At 44.1% G+C, this 16,774-nt stretch carries 12 protein-coding genes; 4 read left to right on the forward strand and 8 right to left on the reverse strand.

What is annotated here, in order from left to right:
- Window positions 1–10 precede the first annotated feature (10 nt).
- From NYG90_RS04825 to NYG90_RS04835, 3 genes are all read right to left on the reverse strand, one after another.
- On the reverse strand, window positions 11–2,419 hold the full coding sequence (locus tag NYG90_RS04825; protein WP_285264762.1) for a TonB-dependent receptor domain-containing protein: 2,409 nt from the start codon (window positions 2,417–2,419) through the stop codon (window positions 11–13).
- A 329-nt stretch (window positions 2,420–2,748) separates the two neighbouring features.
- On the reverse strand, window positions 2,749–3,819 hold the full coding sequence (locus NYG90_RS04830) for a Cj0069 family protein (protein WP_285264763.1): 1,071 nt from the start codon (window positions 3,817–3,819) through the stop codon (window positions 2,749–2,751).
- Between the two features lie 83 nt (window positions 3,820–3,902).
- On the reverse strand, window positions 3,903–4,892 hold the full coding sequence (locus NYG90_RS04835) for a hypothetical protein (RefSeq protein WP_285264764.1): 990 nt from the start codon (window positions 4,890–4,892) through the stop codon (window positions 3,903–3,905).
- Window positions 4,893–4,969: 77 nt separating this feature from the next.
- On the opposite strand from NYG90_RS04835, the gene hemB reads away from it, so the two are divergent.
- Together hemB and NYG90_RS04845 are read left to right on the forward strand one after the other, a co-directional pair.
- Window positions 4,970–5,989 (forward strand): porphobilinogen synthase, encoded by a 1,020-nt coding sequence (hemB, locus tag NYG90_RS04840; protein ID WP_285256874.1) that lies wholly within the window; start codon window positions 4,970–4,972, stop codon window positions 5,987–5,989.
- On the forward strand, window positions 5,980–6,747 hold the full coding sequence (locus tag NYG90_RS04845) for a pseudouridine synthase (RefSeq protein ID WP_285256873.1): 768 nt from the start codon (window positions 5,980–5,982) through the stop codon (window positions 6,745–6,747). The genes hemB and NYG90_RS04845 overlap by 10 nt, the downstream gene beginning before the upstream one ends.
- A gap of 261 nt (window positions 6,748–7,008) precedes the next feature.
- On the opposite strand, the gene NYG90_RS04850 is transcribed toward NYG90_RS04845, so the two are convergent.
- Window positions 7,009–8,676, reverse strand: coding sequence for a cation:proton antiporter domain-containing protein (locus NYG90_RS04850; protein ID WP_258552223.1), 1,668 nt, complete (start codon window positions 8,674–8,676; stop codon window positions 7,009–7,011).
- 232 nt (window positions 8,677–8,908) lie between these two features.
- On the opposite strand from NYG90_RS04850, the gene cheP reads away from it, so the two are divergent.
- Together cheP and NYG90_RS04860 are read left to right on the forward strand one after the other, a co-directional pair.
- Entirely contained in the window at window positions 8,909–9,760 is an 852-nt protein-coding gene (gene cheP / locus NYG90_RS04855) for a cheVAW transcriptional regulator CheP (protein ID WP_115011631.1), read from the forward strand.
- Window positions 9,696–10,688, forward strand: a complete 993-nt coding sequence (locus NYG90_RS04860; RefSeq protein WP_285264765.1) for a hypothetical protein — start codon at window positions 9,696–9,698, stop codon at window positions 10,686–10,688. The genes cheP and NYG90_RS04860 overlap by 65 nt, the downstream gene beginning before the upstream one ends.
- A gap of 123 nt (window positions 10,689–10,811) precedes the next feature.
- Here NYG90_RS04860 and NYG90_RS04865 read toward each other — a convergent pair whose 3' ends face one another.
- The 4 genes from NYG90_RS04865 to NYG90_RS04880 form a co-directional block, all read right to left on the reverse strand.
- Window positions 10,812–12,776 (reverse strand): methyl-accepting chemotaxis protein, encoded by a 1,965-nt coding sequence (locus NYG90_RS04865; RefSeq protein ID WP_285256870.1) that lies wholly within the window; start codon window positions 12,774–12,776, stop codon window positions 10,812–10,814.
- A 368-nt stretch (window positions 12,777–13,144) separates the two neighbouring features.
- Window positions 13,145–13,798 (reverse strand): response regulator, encoded by a 654-nt coding sequence (locus NYG90_RS04870; RefSeq protein ID WP_285256869.1) that lies wholly within the window; start codon window positions 13,796–13,798, stop codon window positions 13,145–13,147.
- Entirely contained in the window at window positions 13,798–15,321 is a 1,524-nt protein-coding gene (locus tag NYG90_RS04875) for a sensor histidine kinase (RefSeq protein WP_115011627.1), read from the reverse strand. The genes NYG90_RS04870 and NYG90_RS04875 overlap by 1 nt, the downstream gene beginning before the upstream one ends.
- Window positions 15,314–16,765 carry a hypothetical protein gene (locus NYG90_RS04880; protein WP_285256868.1) on the reverse strand — a complete coding sequence of 484 codons (1,452 nt, stop codon included), beginning with the start codon at window positions 16,763–16,765 and terminating at the stop codon, window positions 15,314–15,316. Before NYG90_RS04880 ends, NYG90_RS04875 begins: the two co-directional genes overlap by 8 nt.
- Window positions 16,766–16,774: the final 9 nt, after the last annotated feature.

The raw sequence follows: 16,774 nt of genomic DNA on the forward strand, positions 1-16,774 counted from the left end.
TAGCACGCCGCTAAAAGTCCATTTGCACAGAGATATAATATCTCCTACCTTCACGGATATAGTTGTAGGCATTAGCGTAGTTGTAGTTTGGTGTGCTAGTAGTGGTATAGCGTTGATAATCCACAAAATTGACATTAAAGAGATTATACACCGCGGCATTTATGCGTAAGCGGTCGCTCACGCGGTAGTATGCGCCCAAGTGGGTTAGGGCAATTGGCTTGTAGTATGCCCCAAGTGTCGCAGCTGCAGTCCCTGCGATATTAGGATCGCCACGATAAATCCCGGCTTTATACTCTTGGCGGATATACGCGCCAAAGTGCCTGCTATCATAGTTGATAGAGGCAGTGAAATTATGCAGAGGCACATTCTGCAAGCGCGTGCCAATCGCCTTTTTGTCTTGGGATTTGGTGATCTCTGTGAGGGTGAAAGTGTAGGCGGCATTTAGCCCTATCGTGCCATAGCCCACGCTAATTGGCTTAATAGCAAGCGAAGTCTCCGCGCCATAGCTTATAGCCTCATCGACATTAACATAGCTTGAGCAAGAGCTAGCCCCACAGGTAAAGCCATTGATCACCTGTCCTTGGCTCACACTTGGAGTGGTGGAGATCCTATCAGTAAAGTTAGTGTAAAAGCCCGTGATAGAAGCAGAGAAGTAGGGATTATCGCTTAGGGCGGATAATTCATAGTTGATACTAGATTCTGGCTTTAGGTTTGGATTGCCATAGGTGTGGGTTGATCCTTGTCCGCTTAGGTTGGCTATGCCATTGATGAGATTGGGCAGGGCTGGGGTTTTATACCCTGTGGAGATCCCACCTTTGAAAGCGAGCCACCCGCGCTTTATAGCATTATAAGAGAGATAGACTCTAGGGCTGGCATTACCCCCAAAGATAGAGTTGAAATTCCCTCGTATGCCTGCTGTCAAAAACAAGCGGTCATATACGCCTAGCTCGCCCTCGCCAAAGATCGCACCAATATGCTGATCTTGGGTCGCGCTTTTGCCCCCTACTTGGAAGATTTTGTCCCTAAAGGTGTTATACCAATACCGCCCGCCTAGGCTTGCATTTAGCCCAATATGATCGCCAAAGGCAAAAAACGCATTGCTTTTGTGATCGATGATTATATCTTGGCTCTCTAGCTCTCTGCTATCGCCTGCGCTCACGCCATTTGTCGGTGCTGCGGCAGCGGCTTTTGGCACATAGCGGTTGGGATTAGCAGTGAAGTTATACTGCAAACTTGAATCTGTGCTAAAGGTTTGAAAAGTGGATTCTAGGCTATCGTGGTAATGCCCCTTATGTGCGGCAACCACATTAAGCCGATAGAAATCCATTTCACTGCCATAGCCATTTGCTGCTTGCTTGTCTTGCTCGCTGCCTGTGCCATCGGCTTTGTAAGTGCCTAGGAGTCCTTGAGAGTTGTCGTAATTTTGCTGTGAGTAGTCAATATCGAGATATGCGGAGTTTCTAGGCTTGCCTCCCACTTCTGCTAGCTCGCTCCAGCTTAGCCTGCCTCCCACATTGTAGCTAGAAAATGGAGCTAGCCCTACGATAGTATTTCTACCAGCAGTGGATTGAGACTCCTGCCCATTTGACACAGATGGGTATTTAGAGAGATTGGTGCTAGGGACAAACTCTCTGTTGTATTGCCGCCCTCGCAATGATAATCCCCAATTTTTCGCTTCATTCAAGGGACCTGCGGTGTAGAAATTAAACCCTTGCGTATTGCCAAAGGATTTATTCTCTTGGAAAGTATAGTCATAGCCAAAGCTAGCTCCCCATTTATCATATCTCTGCTTGGTGATGATATTGACCACACCGCCGATCGCATCGCTGCCATAGAGCGTGGAGGCAGGACCTCGCACGACTTCTATTTTTTCTATCATAGAGAGTGGAGGCATAAAGCTCGTGGTAGAGTCACCAAAGCCATTGGGGAAAAGGCTAGAATCCGCATTTACGCGCTTGCCATCGATTAGCACAAGTGTGTAGGAGCTTGGCATACCGCGGATAGAGATACCATAGCCCCCTGTTTTGCTCACACTAGCATCTATGCTCACGCCCGGCACATTTGCCAAAGCCTCTGCTAGATCGCGCACAGGGCGAGAGGCGATGTCTTGGGGGCTTACTACAGAAATTGAAGCTGGGGCTAGCAAGTGGCTTTGGTGGAAGCCGCTTGCAGTAACGACCTGCTCGGCTAGCATTTTTGTCTCTAGGCTAGAGCTGCCTTGATCGTGTTGCGGTTGTGTGGATTCTTTGCGAGCTTTTTGGGCTACTTCTTGGGACATTGCTTGGGAGGCGTCTTGATATGGCTGCTTGGCTTCATCTGGCTGGGCTAGAAGCAGCAATGGAGCAAGCAGCAAAAAGCAAGAGTTCCTATGCGTTATTATCGTATAGAGTGGGCGATTGATTGGGGGTGGAGTTTTCATACATATCCTTTGTATTTGTGCAATAGCGTTTTATCACATTTACAATACTGCAAATGATTATTAAAAACTTTGGCATAGTAGTGAAGCAAAAATGAAATATAACTTAAAAAATAAAAGTTTTTCTTATTATTATAGTTAGTCCTGTGCCTAAGCCATATCACACCGCGCCAAACTAAGCACGCCAGATTCTAGTGAGCCAAGCAAAGCCACAACAGCAAAGCAAAAACCCAGCTTAAAAATACAAAAAATCACGACTAAAACAAGGATATAAGAATGTGCAGTCAAAGAATCTAAATATGCAGAGAGCCGCTAGGGCAGCGGCTCTTGTATTACGCCTTTTTCTCGCTAACGATTTCTACGATATTATCACCCACCATTACAGCGATTTTCTCCATAAACTCTGCCGGACTTGTGAAGCCCACACAAGAGCAGTTAATTTCACCTAGGACATATTTGTCCTTGCCGTTTTCATCAGTATCTAGGATAAAGTCTGCTGTCCAAATTAGTGGCAGATCATAGTTGCCAAGCTTTGTGCGGATCTCTGGGAGCTGGACTAAAAACCAATCAATGAGTGATTGCCAGTCTTTAGGCTCATCATAGCGGTATTTCGCCCCACTAAAGAGTGTCGCAGAGAAAGCATCGCCCCCTTCAGCAGGCTTTTTATGCACGACATATACAGGCGTTTTATAGAGCATTAGGATTCTAATCTCACCCTCTTTAATGCGCGGCAAAAAGGTCATATCCACAAGCATTCCATTATCACCGATGATGTATTGCTCGCAAAAATCCATAAACTCCCCAAGCTTGCGCGTTTCAGTGTGATTGTCTTTAGCCTCTGTGCAGATGATTGTCGTATCTAGCGGGAGAGATTCTAGCTTGCCATAATCGCTTGCGGATTCTAGCCGCACGCGCCAGATCCCTTCCCCTGTGGAGCCGCGATTTTGCTTCAAAACACGCTCACCTTTGGCAAGGCTTTTGGGAAAAGTGCTTTTAAAAGTCGCAATATCGTAGTAGGCATAAGTATCATCAGGCACAAGATCTGTGCTAGCTAGCTTTGTAAGCGCGTCTTTTGCCCCATAGCCGATCATCGCATCTGGGTGAGACATACCTACAAGCCCATCATTGCAAAGCTTGCGTAGCACATCAAAGTAGAGTTTCTCTTCTTTCAAATTCCCCGGATTTACGCGCGATACATAGCCATCAGCACTCTCCCTAACGCGCTCATAAATCGCATTGCGCTCGCTCTCATTGCGCAAAATATCATCGGTGAAAAACACCACCTCCGCATTCCAGCCCTTTGCTTTAAGCGCATTGACCATAGGCATAGTGTCTTTTCTATATCCATCAGGTCCCTTATCACTCCCGCCTTTTGCTTCAAAAAACACAATGTTCTTTTTCATCACAACTCCTTTACATAAAGTGGATTCTAGGATACCACAAAACAGCCAAAAACAAAATATCCCACCGCGCCAAATTTGCCACGCTAAAACACAATTTGTAGATTCTGCATATCTTTATATTCTTTGCTTACATCACTAAAGCGTTGATGAAAATGCTTATAATGCCTGCTTAGCTCTGTGGCTAGCTCTTGGAATCTTGGGCGCGGAAGCTCGCTTGCTGCATCTAGGCAGACATTTGTGAAGTGCTGGTCATCTGGATCGTGCAAGGCTGCTTTAAATCTCTCAAAATACCTATCCACAAGTGCCTTTTGCTCGGCTTGCTCTTGTTCTTTTTCTTGTAGCTCTTCAAGCATTTCTTGTAGCTCTTTGATAGACATTCCTAGTAACGCTCCCTTGCTATATGCAGCCGTTAAGGCTAGGATACTTTGGATCACAGAGAGCTTTTCTGGGCTGTGATCATAGAAGCTTTTATAGTTGGATTCTAGCTCATCTGGCATATACTCTTTGATCATCGATAGCTTGATATGCGCAAGATCGCAGATCTCATCAAGATAGGCTGGGTCTTTGGACTTTTGATAAATATCCCTTAGCATAGGCAAGTCATCTTTACGCGCTAGATAATACTCCATAAGCGTGTCGCGCTCTTCTTCAGGGAGTGAGCTTAGATTGTCCTTTAGCTCTAATAGCCAGATTTCTTGTAGCTCACGGATTTTTATACGCACCATTTTTTCCACTTTAGCAAGCTTTACCCCGGGCAAAGCAGAGAGCAGGAGATTTGCTAGCTCACGCACAGAGTATAGATCGATATAATTATCTATCTCTTCATACAGCTTGCACAAATCCCGCCCGATCAGTGCGATGGTCTCTGGCATAATAGTCGTGCTTTTTTTGCGTAGATTCTCGTGCTCTGGGCTAGTCTCTAGCACATCTTGGGCTTGCAGGATAAACTCTCTTGCTATATCTTGATAGAGCTTCAAAATACGCTCATCGCTCATCGCTGATAGCTCATCTTGCTTGTATCCTTTGTTTTTAAGGTATTGCAACATTAGCGATATATCAAACTGCGCATACATAGCCTAGCCCCAAATCTTTACAATATTTTTATAAAAGCAGTGCTATATTACCACATTTAATCTATGCAAGGCTCAATATGACACCACCACCTACACCCGCCAAACCCCACAGCCTAGAATCCACTTTTTTGCGTCCGCGCCGCTTGCGCTATAATCCCGCCCTACGCGCTCTTGTGCGTCAAAATCGCCTGCACAAAAGCGATTTTCTTCTGCCCTTGTTTGTGTGCGAGGGGAAGCAGATTAAGCGCGAGATTGCTTCTATGCCGGGCGTATATCAAATGAGTATCGACACGCTTGTAAAAGAGTGCGAGGAGGTGGCTAAGCTTGGGATTTTAGGCATAGTGCTTTTTGGTATCCCTAAGGACAAAGACGCTCAAGGTAGCCACGCCTTGCAGCCTGATAGCATTGTCTGCCGCGCTATTGCTGCGATTAAAATCGCCTGCCCAGAGCTGCTTGTGGTTGTGGATTTATGCTTTTGTGAATACACCAGCCACGGGCATTGTGGCATACTTGATGAAAAGCTAGGTAGCGTGGATAATGACGCGACTTTACGGATTCTAGCAGAGCAGGCTATCACTCTAGCCCAAGCAGGTGCAGATATGATCGCCCCAAGTGCCTCTATGGATCAAATGGTGCGAGCCATACGCGCGGCATTAGATTCTAGCGGCTTTGCGCATATCCCTATAATGAGCTACTCCACCAAATTTGCTAGCGCGTATTATGGACCATTCCGCGATGTAGCAGAATCTGCCCCAAGCTTTGGCGATCGCAGAAGCTATCAGCAAGATATTGCCAATGCCAAAGAAGCCCTGCTTGAGAGCCTGCTTGATGCGCAAGAAGGCGCGGATATTTTGATGGTAAAGCCCGCTTTAGCGTTTTTAGACATTGTGCGTGATATAGCACAAGCCACGCTAGCTCCCATTGCTATCTATAATGTCAGCGGAGAATATGCAATGCTAAAATGTGCGCAAAAAGCCGGAATTATCGATTATGAGCGTGTGCTAGAAGAAAATCTCCTAAGCTTCAAACGCGCGGGCGCAGACATCATCATAAGCTACCACGCCAAAGAAGCGATTCTACTAGGCTTATGCGACTAAATACCTTTATCGCGCACAATAGCGCATACTCACGCCGAGAAGCCGACTCGCTCATCGCCCAAGGGCGTGTGCGTATCAATCGCCAAAAAGCCCAGCTAGGCGCGATGATCACCAAAGATGATAAGATCTTCATCGATGGCAAGCAGCTAAAGCCCAAAAAGGCTGATGATTATACATTTATCATCTACCATAAGCCCAAAGGCGAGCTTGTAAGCAAGCGCGATGATCGCGCAAGGAGAGTGATCTATGATAGCCTAGAATCCAGATTTCGCGCATTTATCCCTGTGGGGCGGCTAGATTTTTCAAGTGAAGGGCTGCTTATCTTAGGGGATTCTAAGAGCATTGTTAGCGCGCTTATGCATAGCAACCTCGAGCGAGAATACATCATCAAAATCGACAAGCCCATAACTCAAGCAATGCTAGAAGCTATGGAAAATGGGCTTAAAGCCAGCGATGCTAGGCGCGGCGGACATAGCCATAGTGAGATTGTGGCAATGGAGTTTGCGCCATTTATCTCGTGGCAGATTATCAAAAGCACCCCCACACTATCGCGGCTTAAGGTCGTGATCCAAGAAGGGCGCAATAGAGAGCTGCGGCGGTTTTTTGGCTATTTTAAGGCAAGTGTGCTTGATTTGCGCCGTGTGCGCTATGGCTTTGCTAGGCTTAATGCCCTGCCTGTGGGCAAGTGGCGGTATTTTAGTAAAGATGAGTATAAAAGCTTGCGAGCATTTCTTAAAGACTCTCACCCTAATGTTTAAAGCCCTTTTTACAACTTGCAAGATGGCTGCCCAAAGATCGCAAGCTAAGATCACGCGTGTAGGACTAGAATCCACTTTTGCAAACTAGATTTTATGCTATGGATCATTACGCCTTTTCAATGCTCACGGCTCTAGCTGCGGCTTCTCTCCCAAAGATTCTAGGGCAAAGGGCGTGGATTTTGTGATTGCTAAAAAGCTATGCCTTATCCGCAAAGTCGCGCTAACCTCTCACAATGCCAAAGCGCGATACCAAAACGCAGCCTAGAACTCCACTGCCTTTTGCACTAAGAGCTTTGCGATCTCTGTGCGGGAGTTGAAGTTGATCACATCAATGGCATCTAAGCTTGCTTGCACTTCCCTAGAATCCACTTTTGCGATGATAGGGATATGTGGGTCAAAGTCTAGCACCTCATCGCAAATATCCTTAATCGTCTCTGCATCATCGATAGCTAGGATCATACATTGCGCATCTTTGGGCTTTAGCAGTTTGAGAAACTCCACTTGCTTGATATTGCCATAGACTACGCGATCTTGAAGCTTGAGCCCAAGCTCCACGCGCTCGCCATCAGAATCCACTGCGACATAAGTCTTGCCCGCTTGCTTTAGCAAATCCACCACCTCTATCCCAAACTCCCCATAGCCCACCACGATAATATGCCCATTTTTCAAATCACTTGGGATTTGTGCAAGCTCATCACTTGCGTGAGATTGGGCTAGCTTTTGCTTAAGCACAAAGGCACAAATAGGATCTAAATACTTCAAGATAAATGGCGTGGCAATCATTGAAAAAGTTACCATAAGCACGAAAAACTGATAAATATCCCCATCACCAAAGCTAATGATCCCAGCATCTTCTAGCGCGCCAAATAGCCCGCCGCTAATGCGCTCGGCAAAGATATTTTCCCGATTTGCCATAAGAAAAATAGCGAAAGAAAACTCCCCGATTTGACAGAGCGAAAGAGCGGTTTTAAGCGCACTTTGATAGCTACGAAACCACCGCAAAATCCAATACACAACCGCTGTTTTAAACACCATAACAAGGGCTAATGCCAACATAAGAGCAAAAAACTCCTGCATTAAAAAATCCACATCAATCTGCAAGCCCACGGTAACAAAAAACAACCCAAGAAAAATGTCTTTGAAATGCGACAAATCTGATTGCACTTGATAGCGGAATCGTGTCTTAGAAATACTCATACCAGCGATAAATGCGCCAAGTGACATAGAAAAGCCAAAGCTATGTGCCAAAAGCGCGGAGCCTAGCACTAGAAATAGCACGCTTGCCATAAATAGCTCATTGGTCTTAGCACGCGCAGCACGCGAGAGCATACGCACTGCCAGCCACCGCCCCGGGATTAGCAAAAGTGCTAGCACTAGCACGCCTGAAATGAAAGTTTTGATAAGCATATCTCCTAGCGATGCTTGAGAATCTGTCATAATGGCTAAAATCAGCAAAATCGGGATCACGGCAATATCTTGCATAATCAAAATCCCCACGGCATTTTTGCCAAATGATGTATCAAGCTGCCTATTTGCTTCATAGTGGCTAAGGACAATGGTCGTAGAAGACAGCGAGAAGCCCATACTCACCACAAGCGAGAAGACAAAGGAGAATCCAAGCACATAGTAATTAACAAGCAAAAAGGCACAAGTTGTGATACATACTTGCAAGATCCCAAATGTCAGCACCTCTTGGCGCATAGATTTTAGGCGATCAAAGCTAAATTCTAGCCCGATCATAAACATCAAAAAAACAATCCCAAACTCCGCTACATCTGTAAGTATGTCATTACCACGAATGTCAAAGATATAGACAATCAACACGCCCGTAACAATATAGCCAATGATCGCTGGAATATCGAAGTATTTAAGCGCGAGATTAAGCATAATCGACAGCCCAAGCCCAGCGACAATAATAAGTGAAATCATCTCCATAAGAACAAACCAATATATTAAAATAGATTATAAAAGATACCTTTATTTAGCTTAGATTCTTATTTGATTCCTTGTAGTTTTAGTCGATTTACACTATAAGTATCGCAGCAAGGCTACCGCGCAAATATTTAGCGCATTAACCACAAACCAAATAAATTTTGGATAGAATGGAGACCGCAAACAAGGCTTCATTCTAGTGGAGTTTATACCCAATAAGGATATGTGAATGAATGATATACTTCTAACACTCATAGAGCAAAATCTCCCCCCCTTGCCTAACACAGTGATCAAATTGCGCGATTATATCGATGAAAAGGGATCAAAAATAGAGATAAAAGGTGTGGTGGATATTATCTCCAAAGACCCACTAGCTACTGCCAATCTGCTCAAAACTGCAAATTCTGCTTACTATGGATTCTCTCAAGAAATCTCCACGATCAACCAAGTCATTGCATTACTTGGGATAGAAAATGTCAAAAATATCGTAATGGCAGATTCTCTACGCTCTAGGATAAAAATCAATGTCAGCCCCTATGGACTTGATACAAATATCTTCATAGGCACTTGCTCTAAAGAAGTGGATTTCATCTCAAATTGGCTCAATGAAGAAGACCGCAAGCTCTCTCAAACCTTGATCCCGTGCGCTATGCTCTTGCGGCTTGGTATGATCCTTTTCTCAAGTGTGCTTATTCGATCCAAAAAAGACAAAGAATTCCGCGATGCGCTTAAAGCAAATGACTTTAAAAATATCGCGCTAATCGAGCAAGAATTCTTCGGTGTCGATCATATTTCATTCCTAGCTTACTGCTTTGATCATTGGAAATTTGATGAAGTCTTGATCCAGACTGTTGTCTATGCGATCAACCCACACTCTGCACCGCCAAGTATCAAGAAAAATGCGTATGCCCTAGCGATTACTAATCGTATTTTTGAGCCTTATGAAGGGGGCAATGACTACAATACTAATGAAGCCCTAGCCCTTGTCAAAGAAGCCGCCCAGCAAGATGTGATCTTTGATGAAAAAAATCTTATCAAACATATTTCAAATTTCTCGCACCATATCCCAAATTCCAAATAGTCTGCCTAAGCTTTTTGCACTATGCTTGGCGTGTGGTCTCTATGCACACGCCAATCCTGCAAACAAGAAGCTAGATATAGATATAGAGCGAGAAGGTTGGCTAGTTGATCTAACGCGCGTTTCTGTCAATTTTTCTTCGACTAAAATCACCAATCAAGACCCCTATGCGCAATTTGCCAATAGTCGCCTTAGTGGTGATTCTCAGCTGATAATGCAATTTTATGGCTATGTGCTGGCGGATTACTACTCCAAACGCTTTGTGTTTTTTAACTCTCTCCTTGCCGAATACGGCGAGACAATGGTCTTTTTATCACCCAAAAAACGCTTAAGAAACAAAACACTTGATAGAATCCTATTTTCCACGGGATATACACAAAGGATCTGGAAGCTAGATAAAATCGGCGGCGGCGAGATTGGTCCTTATGCCCAGCTAAGCCTACAAGGTGAATTCACCCCATCGCCTAATCTCCCATATCGCAAGAAGTTTTTTCGCTTTGCCGCTGGGGTTAGGCTCTTTGATGGCAAATATGTTGAGAATCTCAAGCTTAATCTCTTTGGCGAAGAAGATTTTAGCGATGTGCATAATCTCATAGAATCTATGGGTGTGGAGACAGGGCTATCGCTTAAGCGTATGCTACGCGAGGGCGTGCAGTTTAGCTCGCTGCTAAACTACCGCTACTATATTATCAACAACTACCCCAATCTACGCAACCCAGAGCACGAGCTAGAATGCAATCTCCGCCTTGATACAACCCTGTGGAACAGCTTCACCATTTCACCATTTATAAGCTTCTATCTCCTAAAAGGTCGCTATATCAACAAGCCAGCAAGCAATCTTTTCATCGGTGTATCCTTAAGCTATGGCAAAGTCCTAAAAAACAACAAAATCAAAGAGCCACAAGCTACCCCCACGCCAAATAGTAATTAGCCAAGCAGCAACTAGCGTGCGCTCGCGCGCTTTAGTCAGCTCACATTGCTAGCAACTATACGCACCTAGAGAAATTTACCCACATCGCTTAATCTCCCATATCGCAATAGGATCGCCTAGAATCTAAAATTTCTTTTTATTAGCATCTTGCAAAATATCTTGCGCGATCTCTTCGATCCCTAGGCTAATTTCTTGTGTTTTGCTTGCGGTTTGGGCATTGTGCTGGGTGGTCTCTTCTAGCTGGGCAATGCTATCGTTGATATGCTCGACACTATCCATCTGCGCTCGGATCGACTCGCCCATCTCATTGATACTTTGTGCCAGAAGATTCACACTAGCTCCGATCTCGCCTAGGCTTTTTTGCGTGCGTTCAGCGAGATTTCTTACTTCATCAGCAACGACTGCAAAGCCTCTGCCGTGCTCCCCTGCTCTTGCTGCTTCTATGGCAGCATTTAGGGCTAGCAAATTAGTCTGGTCGGCGATTTCAGCAATAAAGCCTAGAATCTTTTTGATATCCTCGCCTTGCTGGATTACTTCTTGGGCTTTGCTATCAATGCCCTGCATAGATTCTGTGATCTCTCTTACTACCTCTGTGGTCTTTCCTAGAGAATCCGCCTGCCGCTGTGTGCTTGTCGTTAGGGCTTGGACAGATTCTTCAAGATCTTTTGCCTTGCAGTTAAGCGATTTGGCAAAATCAAGACTTGTAAAAAGCATTTTCCGTATTTCTTCACCAAGATGATTTATGCCTTGATTCATCGCTTGTAGCTCTCCTGCAAGGGCTAGGTCCTTGCTTGATTGCCCATCTTGGAAGTCATTATCAGCATAGCGGTTAAGAATCTCTAGCACACGCGATACATTCATATCAAGCGATGCTAGCATTTCATTAAACAGCGCGCCAAGCTGCGTTAGCTGGGGATTGCTAGCATTGGTATGGAGCTGCAAGCGCAAATACCCCTGCTTGATACTCTCCACCGCTTTAAAAAAGTCGTCCAAAGACTGCGTGTCTTTTAAAACATTGGCTTGGATTGTTTTGACATTATCGCTAATGGCTTCTGCCATTTCTTGAAACTCATCGCCACTGCGCAAGACAAGAGCCTGCACGCTTGGACGCTTGTGATTCAAAAAGTCAAAAAACTCTAGCAAGCTTTTTTTGATACGCTTAATGGGCTTTAGCAAATACGCAAGGATACAATACAAAACCACAACAAGAATAAGCGCAAAGATAAAGAGCATAATGAAAATGGGTTTGTTATTTTTACTTAGCGCATCGGCTATGCGAGATTCTGGGATAATGGAGCAAAGCAGCCATTGCGTTTGAGACTCTAGCCTGCAAGTTGCAATACTGGATTCTAGTCTAAAGGTCGGTTTATCAGCACTAAAGGCACTCTTTATCGCTTTGGCAAACTCATCACTTTGTAAAATCTTGCCCTCATCACTATGGCTGACATAATTGCCATTTGTATCTATGACAATAATCCCCTGACTACCTATCTTTTCATCTTGTGCGTGGATATAGGCATTAAGCGATTTTAGGGCGATGTCCGCACTTGCCACCCCTATAAAGCGACCATTTTCAATGATAGGAGAAGCAAAGCCAAAGACCGGAATCTTATAGGAGTTTTGGATCCAAGGCTCGCTTAGCACTTCATCTTGTAGGGATTTTTTAGGGATTTGAAACCAGCTTCGCGTGCGCGGATCATAGCCATCTTGTGGATATTGGTGCTTGCCATTGCCTCGTAACATTCTGCCACTAGATTCTAAGCCGATATATGAGAGATTGAAGTCTCCTGCTTCTTGGATCAAACGGAGATTTTGGATCATTTGCGCTTCGTTTAAGCCACTTGCTAATGCCTCTTTGGCAAGCTTATTGATGAGTCGCTTTTTTTCATCGATATAGACATTGATGAGATTTTCTAGCTGCAAGACCTGCTTGCTTTGTGTCTCATATTCAATGAGCGTTATGGTCTTTTGCGCATTAAAATACACAAACCACGCCAAAACGCTAAAGCTCACAAGCACCAAAAATGTCGTGCTAATTGATACCTTTGCGTTAATCCCCAATTGCAATTTGCCTACAATCTTGCTCATTCTTGCCACCTTGTTTGCATATAGCTACATTATACACAAAAACACCACTTGCGACATAACTACACCAAATACAAATGCGCTAAAGCCTATCACTTAGCACAAATGCGCTTGGCATTTAATCGCACAAACTCTAGCAAAAACACGCCAAGAGCGCATTGTATATGCAGATACACTATATAAAATCCAGATTGAAGAGATTATTTGCCTTTTAGCCAAGCTGTCCAAAATTGCTTAAGCAAAGACACACCCAAGCAAACGCCGAGCAAAGCCATCTAAAAACTTCAAATAAATACCTCATTCACAGATTTATTCTAAGCCTTTTTTGTTTATTGCCACATACGCCTATATAGATTCTAGCTTTTAGGATTCTAGCCCTGAGGCATATTGATACGATAGACTTTGTTGCGGATTTTGCTAAGTAGCCCTACTTCCATAAGCTGATGAAATGTCTTTACAATCGTGGGCTTGCTGACATTGAGCTGCTCGATAATGTCTTCATACGAGCCATAAAACATATTATCCTTATCGCAATGCGTGAAGAGAAATTGGATAATCTCTATCTTTTTGCCTCCCACAAATGTCGCAATCGCCCCTAGCAAGAGATTTTTATCGCGGATCTCTTGGGCTTGTAGGCGGGGTAAAATCGCCTTATGCAGTGTGGATAGCAGCTCTTTGACATCAAGGGGCTTTAAGATATAGCCTTCAACTTGCAGGCTTATAGCATCAAGCAAGTAGCTCACTTCTGTGTGTGCGGTGGCGATGATAATGGGGCATTTGGCATTATGGGGGCTTTGGCGCACAAGGCGTGCAAACTCTATGCCATTCATCTTTGGCATAAGAATATCTGTAAGGATAATATCAATATGATGAGTATTAAACAGCTCTAAAGCTTGTGTGCCATTTTTAGCAAGTAGCACTCTGCCCATATAGTCTTCTAGCACCATTGCTGTTACACGCGAGACATCATCATTGTCTTCAACATACAAAATACTCAAATCTCGCAATTCTGCAAACTCTTGCATTAACTATCCTGCTGAAAATATAATGGAAATCTTATCATAAAAATCGCGCCATACAATTCCTGCCCATTTTGCTCACACCGCCACGCACCATTGCGCGCTTCTATGCTTCCGCCCATTTGTCTCTCCACAATTTGCCTAACCATATATAGCCCTATGCCTGTGCCAATGGACTTATGCTTTGTCGTGAAATATGGCTCAAAGATTTTATCAATATCTGCAAGTGTGATACCACCGCCATTATCCATAATCTCTAGCAGAGCAAAAGGCGTAGAATCACAATTTTGCTCTAGCTGTTTTAAAGTGATTTGCACCACGCCCGCAGGTGCATTATCTGTGGCATCTTCTTTGGTGAAAATATCTTGGGAGTTTTTGATGATATTTAGCACCACTTGGGCAAAGGCATTTTCATAGCCGACCATCTCCAACTCCTGCGTATAAGTGAAAAATACTTCGATATTGTTTTGCTCTAAAGTAGGCTGAATCAAGCGGATAGAATCCTGTATGCTTTGCGTGAGCGAAAATCTCTCTTTGGCGAGATTTGGGCGGAAAAAGTTGCGGAAATTTTCAATGGTATCAGACATATTTTTGGCAATCTGCAAGGCAAATTCTGTCTCTTTAGCGACAAAGTCATCGGTAAGCTTTTGCTGCTCATATTTGAGCTTGAAACTTTGAAAGAGAATAATGAGTGAGTTAAGCGGCTGCCGCCATTGGTGCGCGATATTTTGGATCATTTCACCCATTGAGGCAAGACGGGCTTGCTGATACATAATTTGATCTTTTTTGCGCGATTGCTCGATCTCATAGGCGATAGTTTTTTGTAGATTCTGGTTAGTAAGCTTAAGCTCACTTGTTTGGGCATCGATTGTCTGCTGGAGCTTGTGATTGACCCCACGCACAAAGCCCAGCACAAGAGAGGCAAAATACAGCGTCCCAAAGCTCACCAAAAACGCAAAGACAAAAAGCAGCCATAGCGTGGCATTGTAGAGAGAATCTGCGATTTTAGTAGCAAGCAAAGCCCTAGCAATATCTGTCTGCACAAGCTTATCTAGTGTAGCGATGATCTGGGTGATCTCGTGTAGCAATTCTTTGGATTTTGTGCTTGTGCGATTGGGGGCTTTGTGCGCTAGCTGATTGTGGATTCTAGAATCCAGCTCTTCTATAAGCCCTAGCTGTCTTTGGCGCAAACTAGCCATTTTCTCAACTTCTTGGCGCAAAAATATCTGCTGATATAACTGCTTAAATTTAGCGATGATTGTGCGCTCGCGCGGCTCGCTTTTATACGCTGCCCAATGCTCTAGCACAATGCCTTGATCTAGGGGCTTGCTTGGAGCAAGTGCTAGCTCGTGGTAGTAGGCTTGGATTTGCTGCAGGGAGTGGGATTTTTGCAAGTGATTTGCTAGGTTTTTATCATACTCATCTTTTAGCCCAAGCAACGCCAAAAACGCGATAATGCACACAAGTAAGAATCCAAATGCGATAAAAAGCAGCAGGATTTTTGCTTGAGATTCAAAGCTTTTATGCATAGCTATCTAGCTCTATGATAAGGGCGCAAATACGCCCGCCCAAAGCGTGCAAAAGATTGCCAAAGCGATAGATACTCTGCTTATTTTCTCTAGTGATGAGCGTGATTTCTGCTTGGGCGTTTTTTTGCGTATTTTGCATTGTGTATTTTTCTTCTTGCAAGGCGGTGTTTTTGCCCTTTAGTGAAGCGATTGTATCAAGTGTTTGGATCTTTTTTTGCAAGAGAGAGTTGATGATTTTTGTCATAGCATTGCGCGTTTCTATATCGGCTTTTTCATAGGCTAGGCTCTGGGTCTTTTTTTCTTCATATTCTTGGCTTAGGGTTTGGATCTGCTCTTGCTTTTCTTGGATTATCGCGTTATTATCGCGGACTTCTTGATCGATTGCAAGCAAGCGTTTTTGCGCATCGGCGATATTTTGTCGGTGCTTTTGCAAAGCTTGGTTAATGTCTCTTTCAGAATGCAAGATAAATTCAATATCACTAAGCCCCCAAATCTTAGAATCCACATCTTCAATCACAGGGACATAAAACTCCCTACCATTAAAGATCTTTTTCTTCCCGTCAAAAAACGCCACAAACTCCCTAGCATACACCTCCCCAGAATCTAGCCTATGCAGCACTTCTTGCGCGATTTCTTCACAAATTTGCTCTCTATTTTCTCGGTAAGATTCTGCGCCATAGCAGTTTAGCACGCGTGCGCCTAAGTGTAGCTCTAGCCCTTGAAGCTGCTTAACAAACTCTTGTATATAGAGGAAAGAAAATGCCCCCAAAAAATCCATAGCACGCATCACCGCTAGCTTGCTATCAATCAGCTCTTGCGTGATTTGCTTGATGACTAGCTCCATATTTTTCTCTTTTAATGCGCGATCAATATGCACTTTTGTGGCTTCATCAAGCAGGGAATCTATACGAGCAGATTTTGTCATCTCGCGGATTTGGGCGTTATTTTGCACAAGCTCAAAGTCAAAGTTTTTGACCAATGGCTCCACATCGTGGAAAAACAGCCCATCTCTATCGCCAAGCCCTAGCACTCTCTTTAGCCCACCACGCACAATATCTTTGATAAGATCGCCTGATAGCTTTGTGTCTTGCAGTGATAAGAAAATCTCTTTCAAGCAGCTATTATCGCCACTTTTTAGCCGATCAATATAGCCTTTTTCATCAAGAAAACGCATAAGAAAATCCACATACGCGTTTTTATCGCGATTGATGATACTGCATTTAATGGTAATGTCATTTGCCCCAAACATCACAAGAGCTTTCATACCTCTTTGTGCCATAAAGTCCATAATCGCCTTGCGAATAGTATCTTTCTCCACTTCATTACGCGCCAAAAGCGTAGCAAACGCAGGCTTCACCCTCGCGATAAACTCATCAAAAGACTTTTGGGCTAAAAATTCCTTTGTCATAATATTGATAGATTCTAGATAGAGTCCTTGATTCATCGCTAATCC

This window comes from Helicobacter zhangjianzhongii (assembly GCF_030249855.1).
Taxonomy (GTDB): domain Bacteria; phylum Campylobacterota; class Campylobacteria; order Campylobacterales; family Helicobacteraceae; genus Helicobacter_B; species Helicobacter_B zhangjianzhongii.

Excerpts from the sequence above, each read along its gene's own strand:
- NYG90_RS04845 (WP_285256873.1), top strand. The coding sequence starts at position 5,980 with ATGCGACTAAATACCTTTATCGCGCACAATAGCGCATACTCACGCCGA.
- NYG90_RS04835 (WP_285264764.1), bottom strand. The coding sequence starts at position 4,892 with ATGTATGCGCAGTTTGATATATCGCTAATGTTGCAATACCTTAAAAAC.
- NYG90_RS04875 (WP_115011627.1), bottom strand. The coding sequence starts at position 15,321 with ATGCATAAAAGCTTTGAATCTCAAGCAAAAATCCTGCTGCTTTTTATC.
- NYG90_RS04850 (WP_258552223.1), bottom strand. The coding sequence starts at position 8,676 with ATGATTTCACTTATTATTGTCGCTGGGCTTGGGCTGTCGATTATGCTT.
- NYG90_RS04825 (WP_285264762.1), bottom strand. The coding sequence starts at position 2,419 with ATGAAAACTCCACCCCCAATCAATCGCCCACTCTATACGATAATAACG.
- NYG90_RS04870 (WP_285256869.1), bottom strand. The coding sequence starts at position 13,798 with ATGCAAGAGTTTGCAGAATTGCGAGATTTGAGTATTTTGTATGTTGAA.
- hemB (WP_285256874.1), top strand. The coding sequence starts at position 4,970 with ATGACACCACCACCTACACCCGCCAAACCCCACAGCCTAGAATCCACT.
- cheP (WP_115011631.1), top strand. The coding sequence starts at position 8,909 with ATGAATGATATACTTCTAACACTCATAGAGCAAAATCTCCCCCCCTTG.
- NYG90_RS04880 (WP_285256868.1), bottom strand. The coding sequence starts at position 16,765 with ATGAATCAAGGACTCTATCTAGAATCTATCAATATTATGACAAAGGAA.
- NYG90_RS04865 (WP_285256870.1), bottom strand. The coding sequence starts at position 12,776 with ATGAGCAAGATTGTAGGCAAATTGCAATTGGGGATTAACGCAAAGGTA.
- NYG90_RS04830 (WP_285264763.1), bottom strand. The coding sequence starts at position 3,819 with ATGAAAAAGAACATTGTGTTTTTTGAAGCAAAAGGCGGGAGTGATAAG.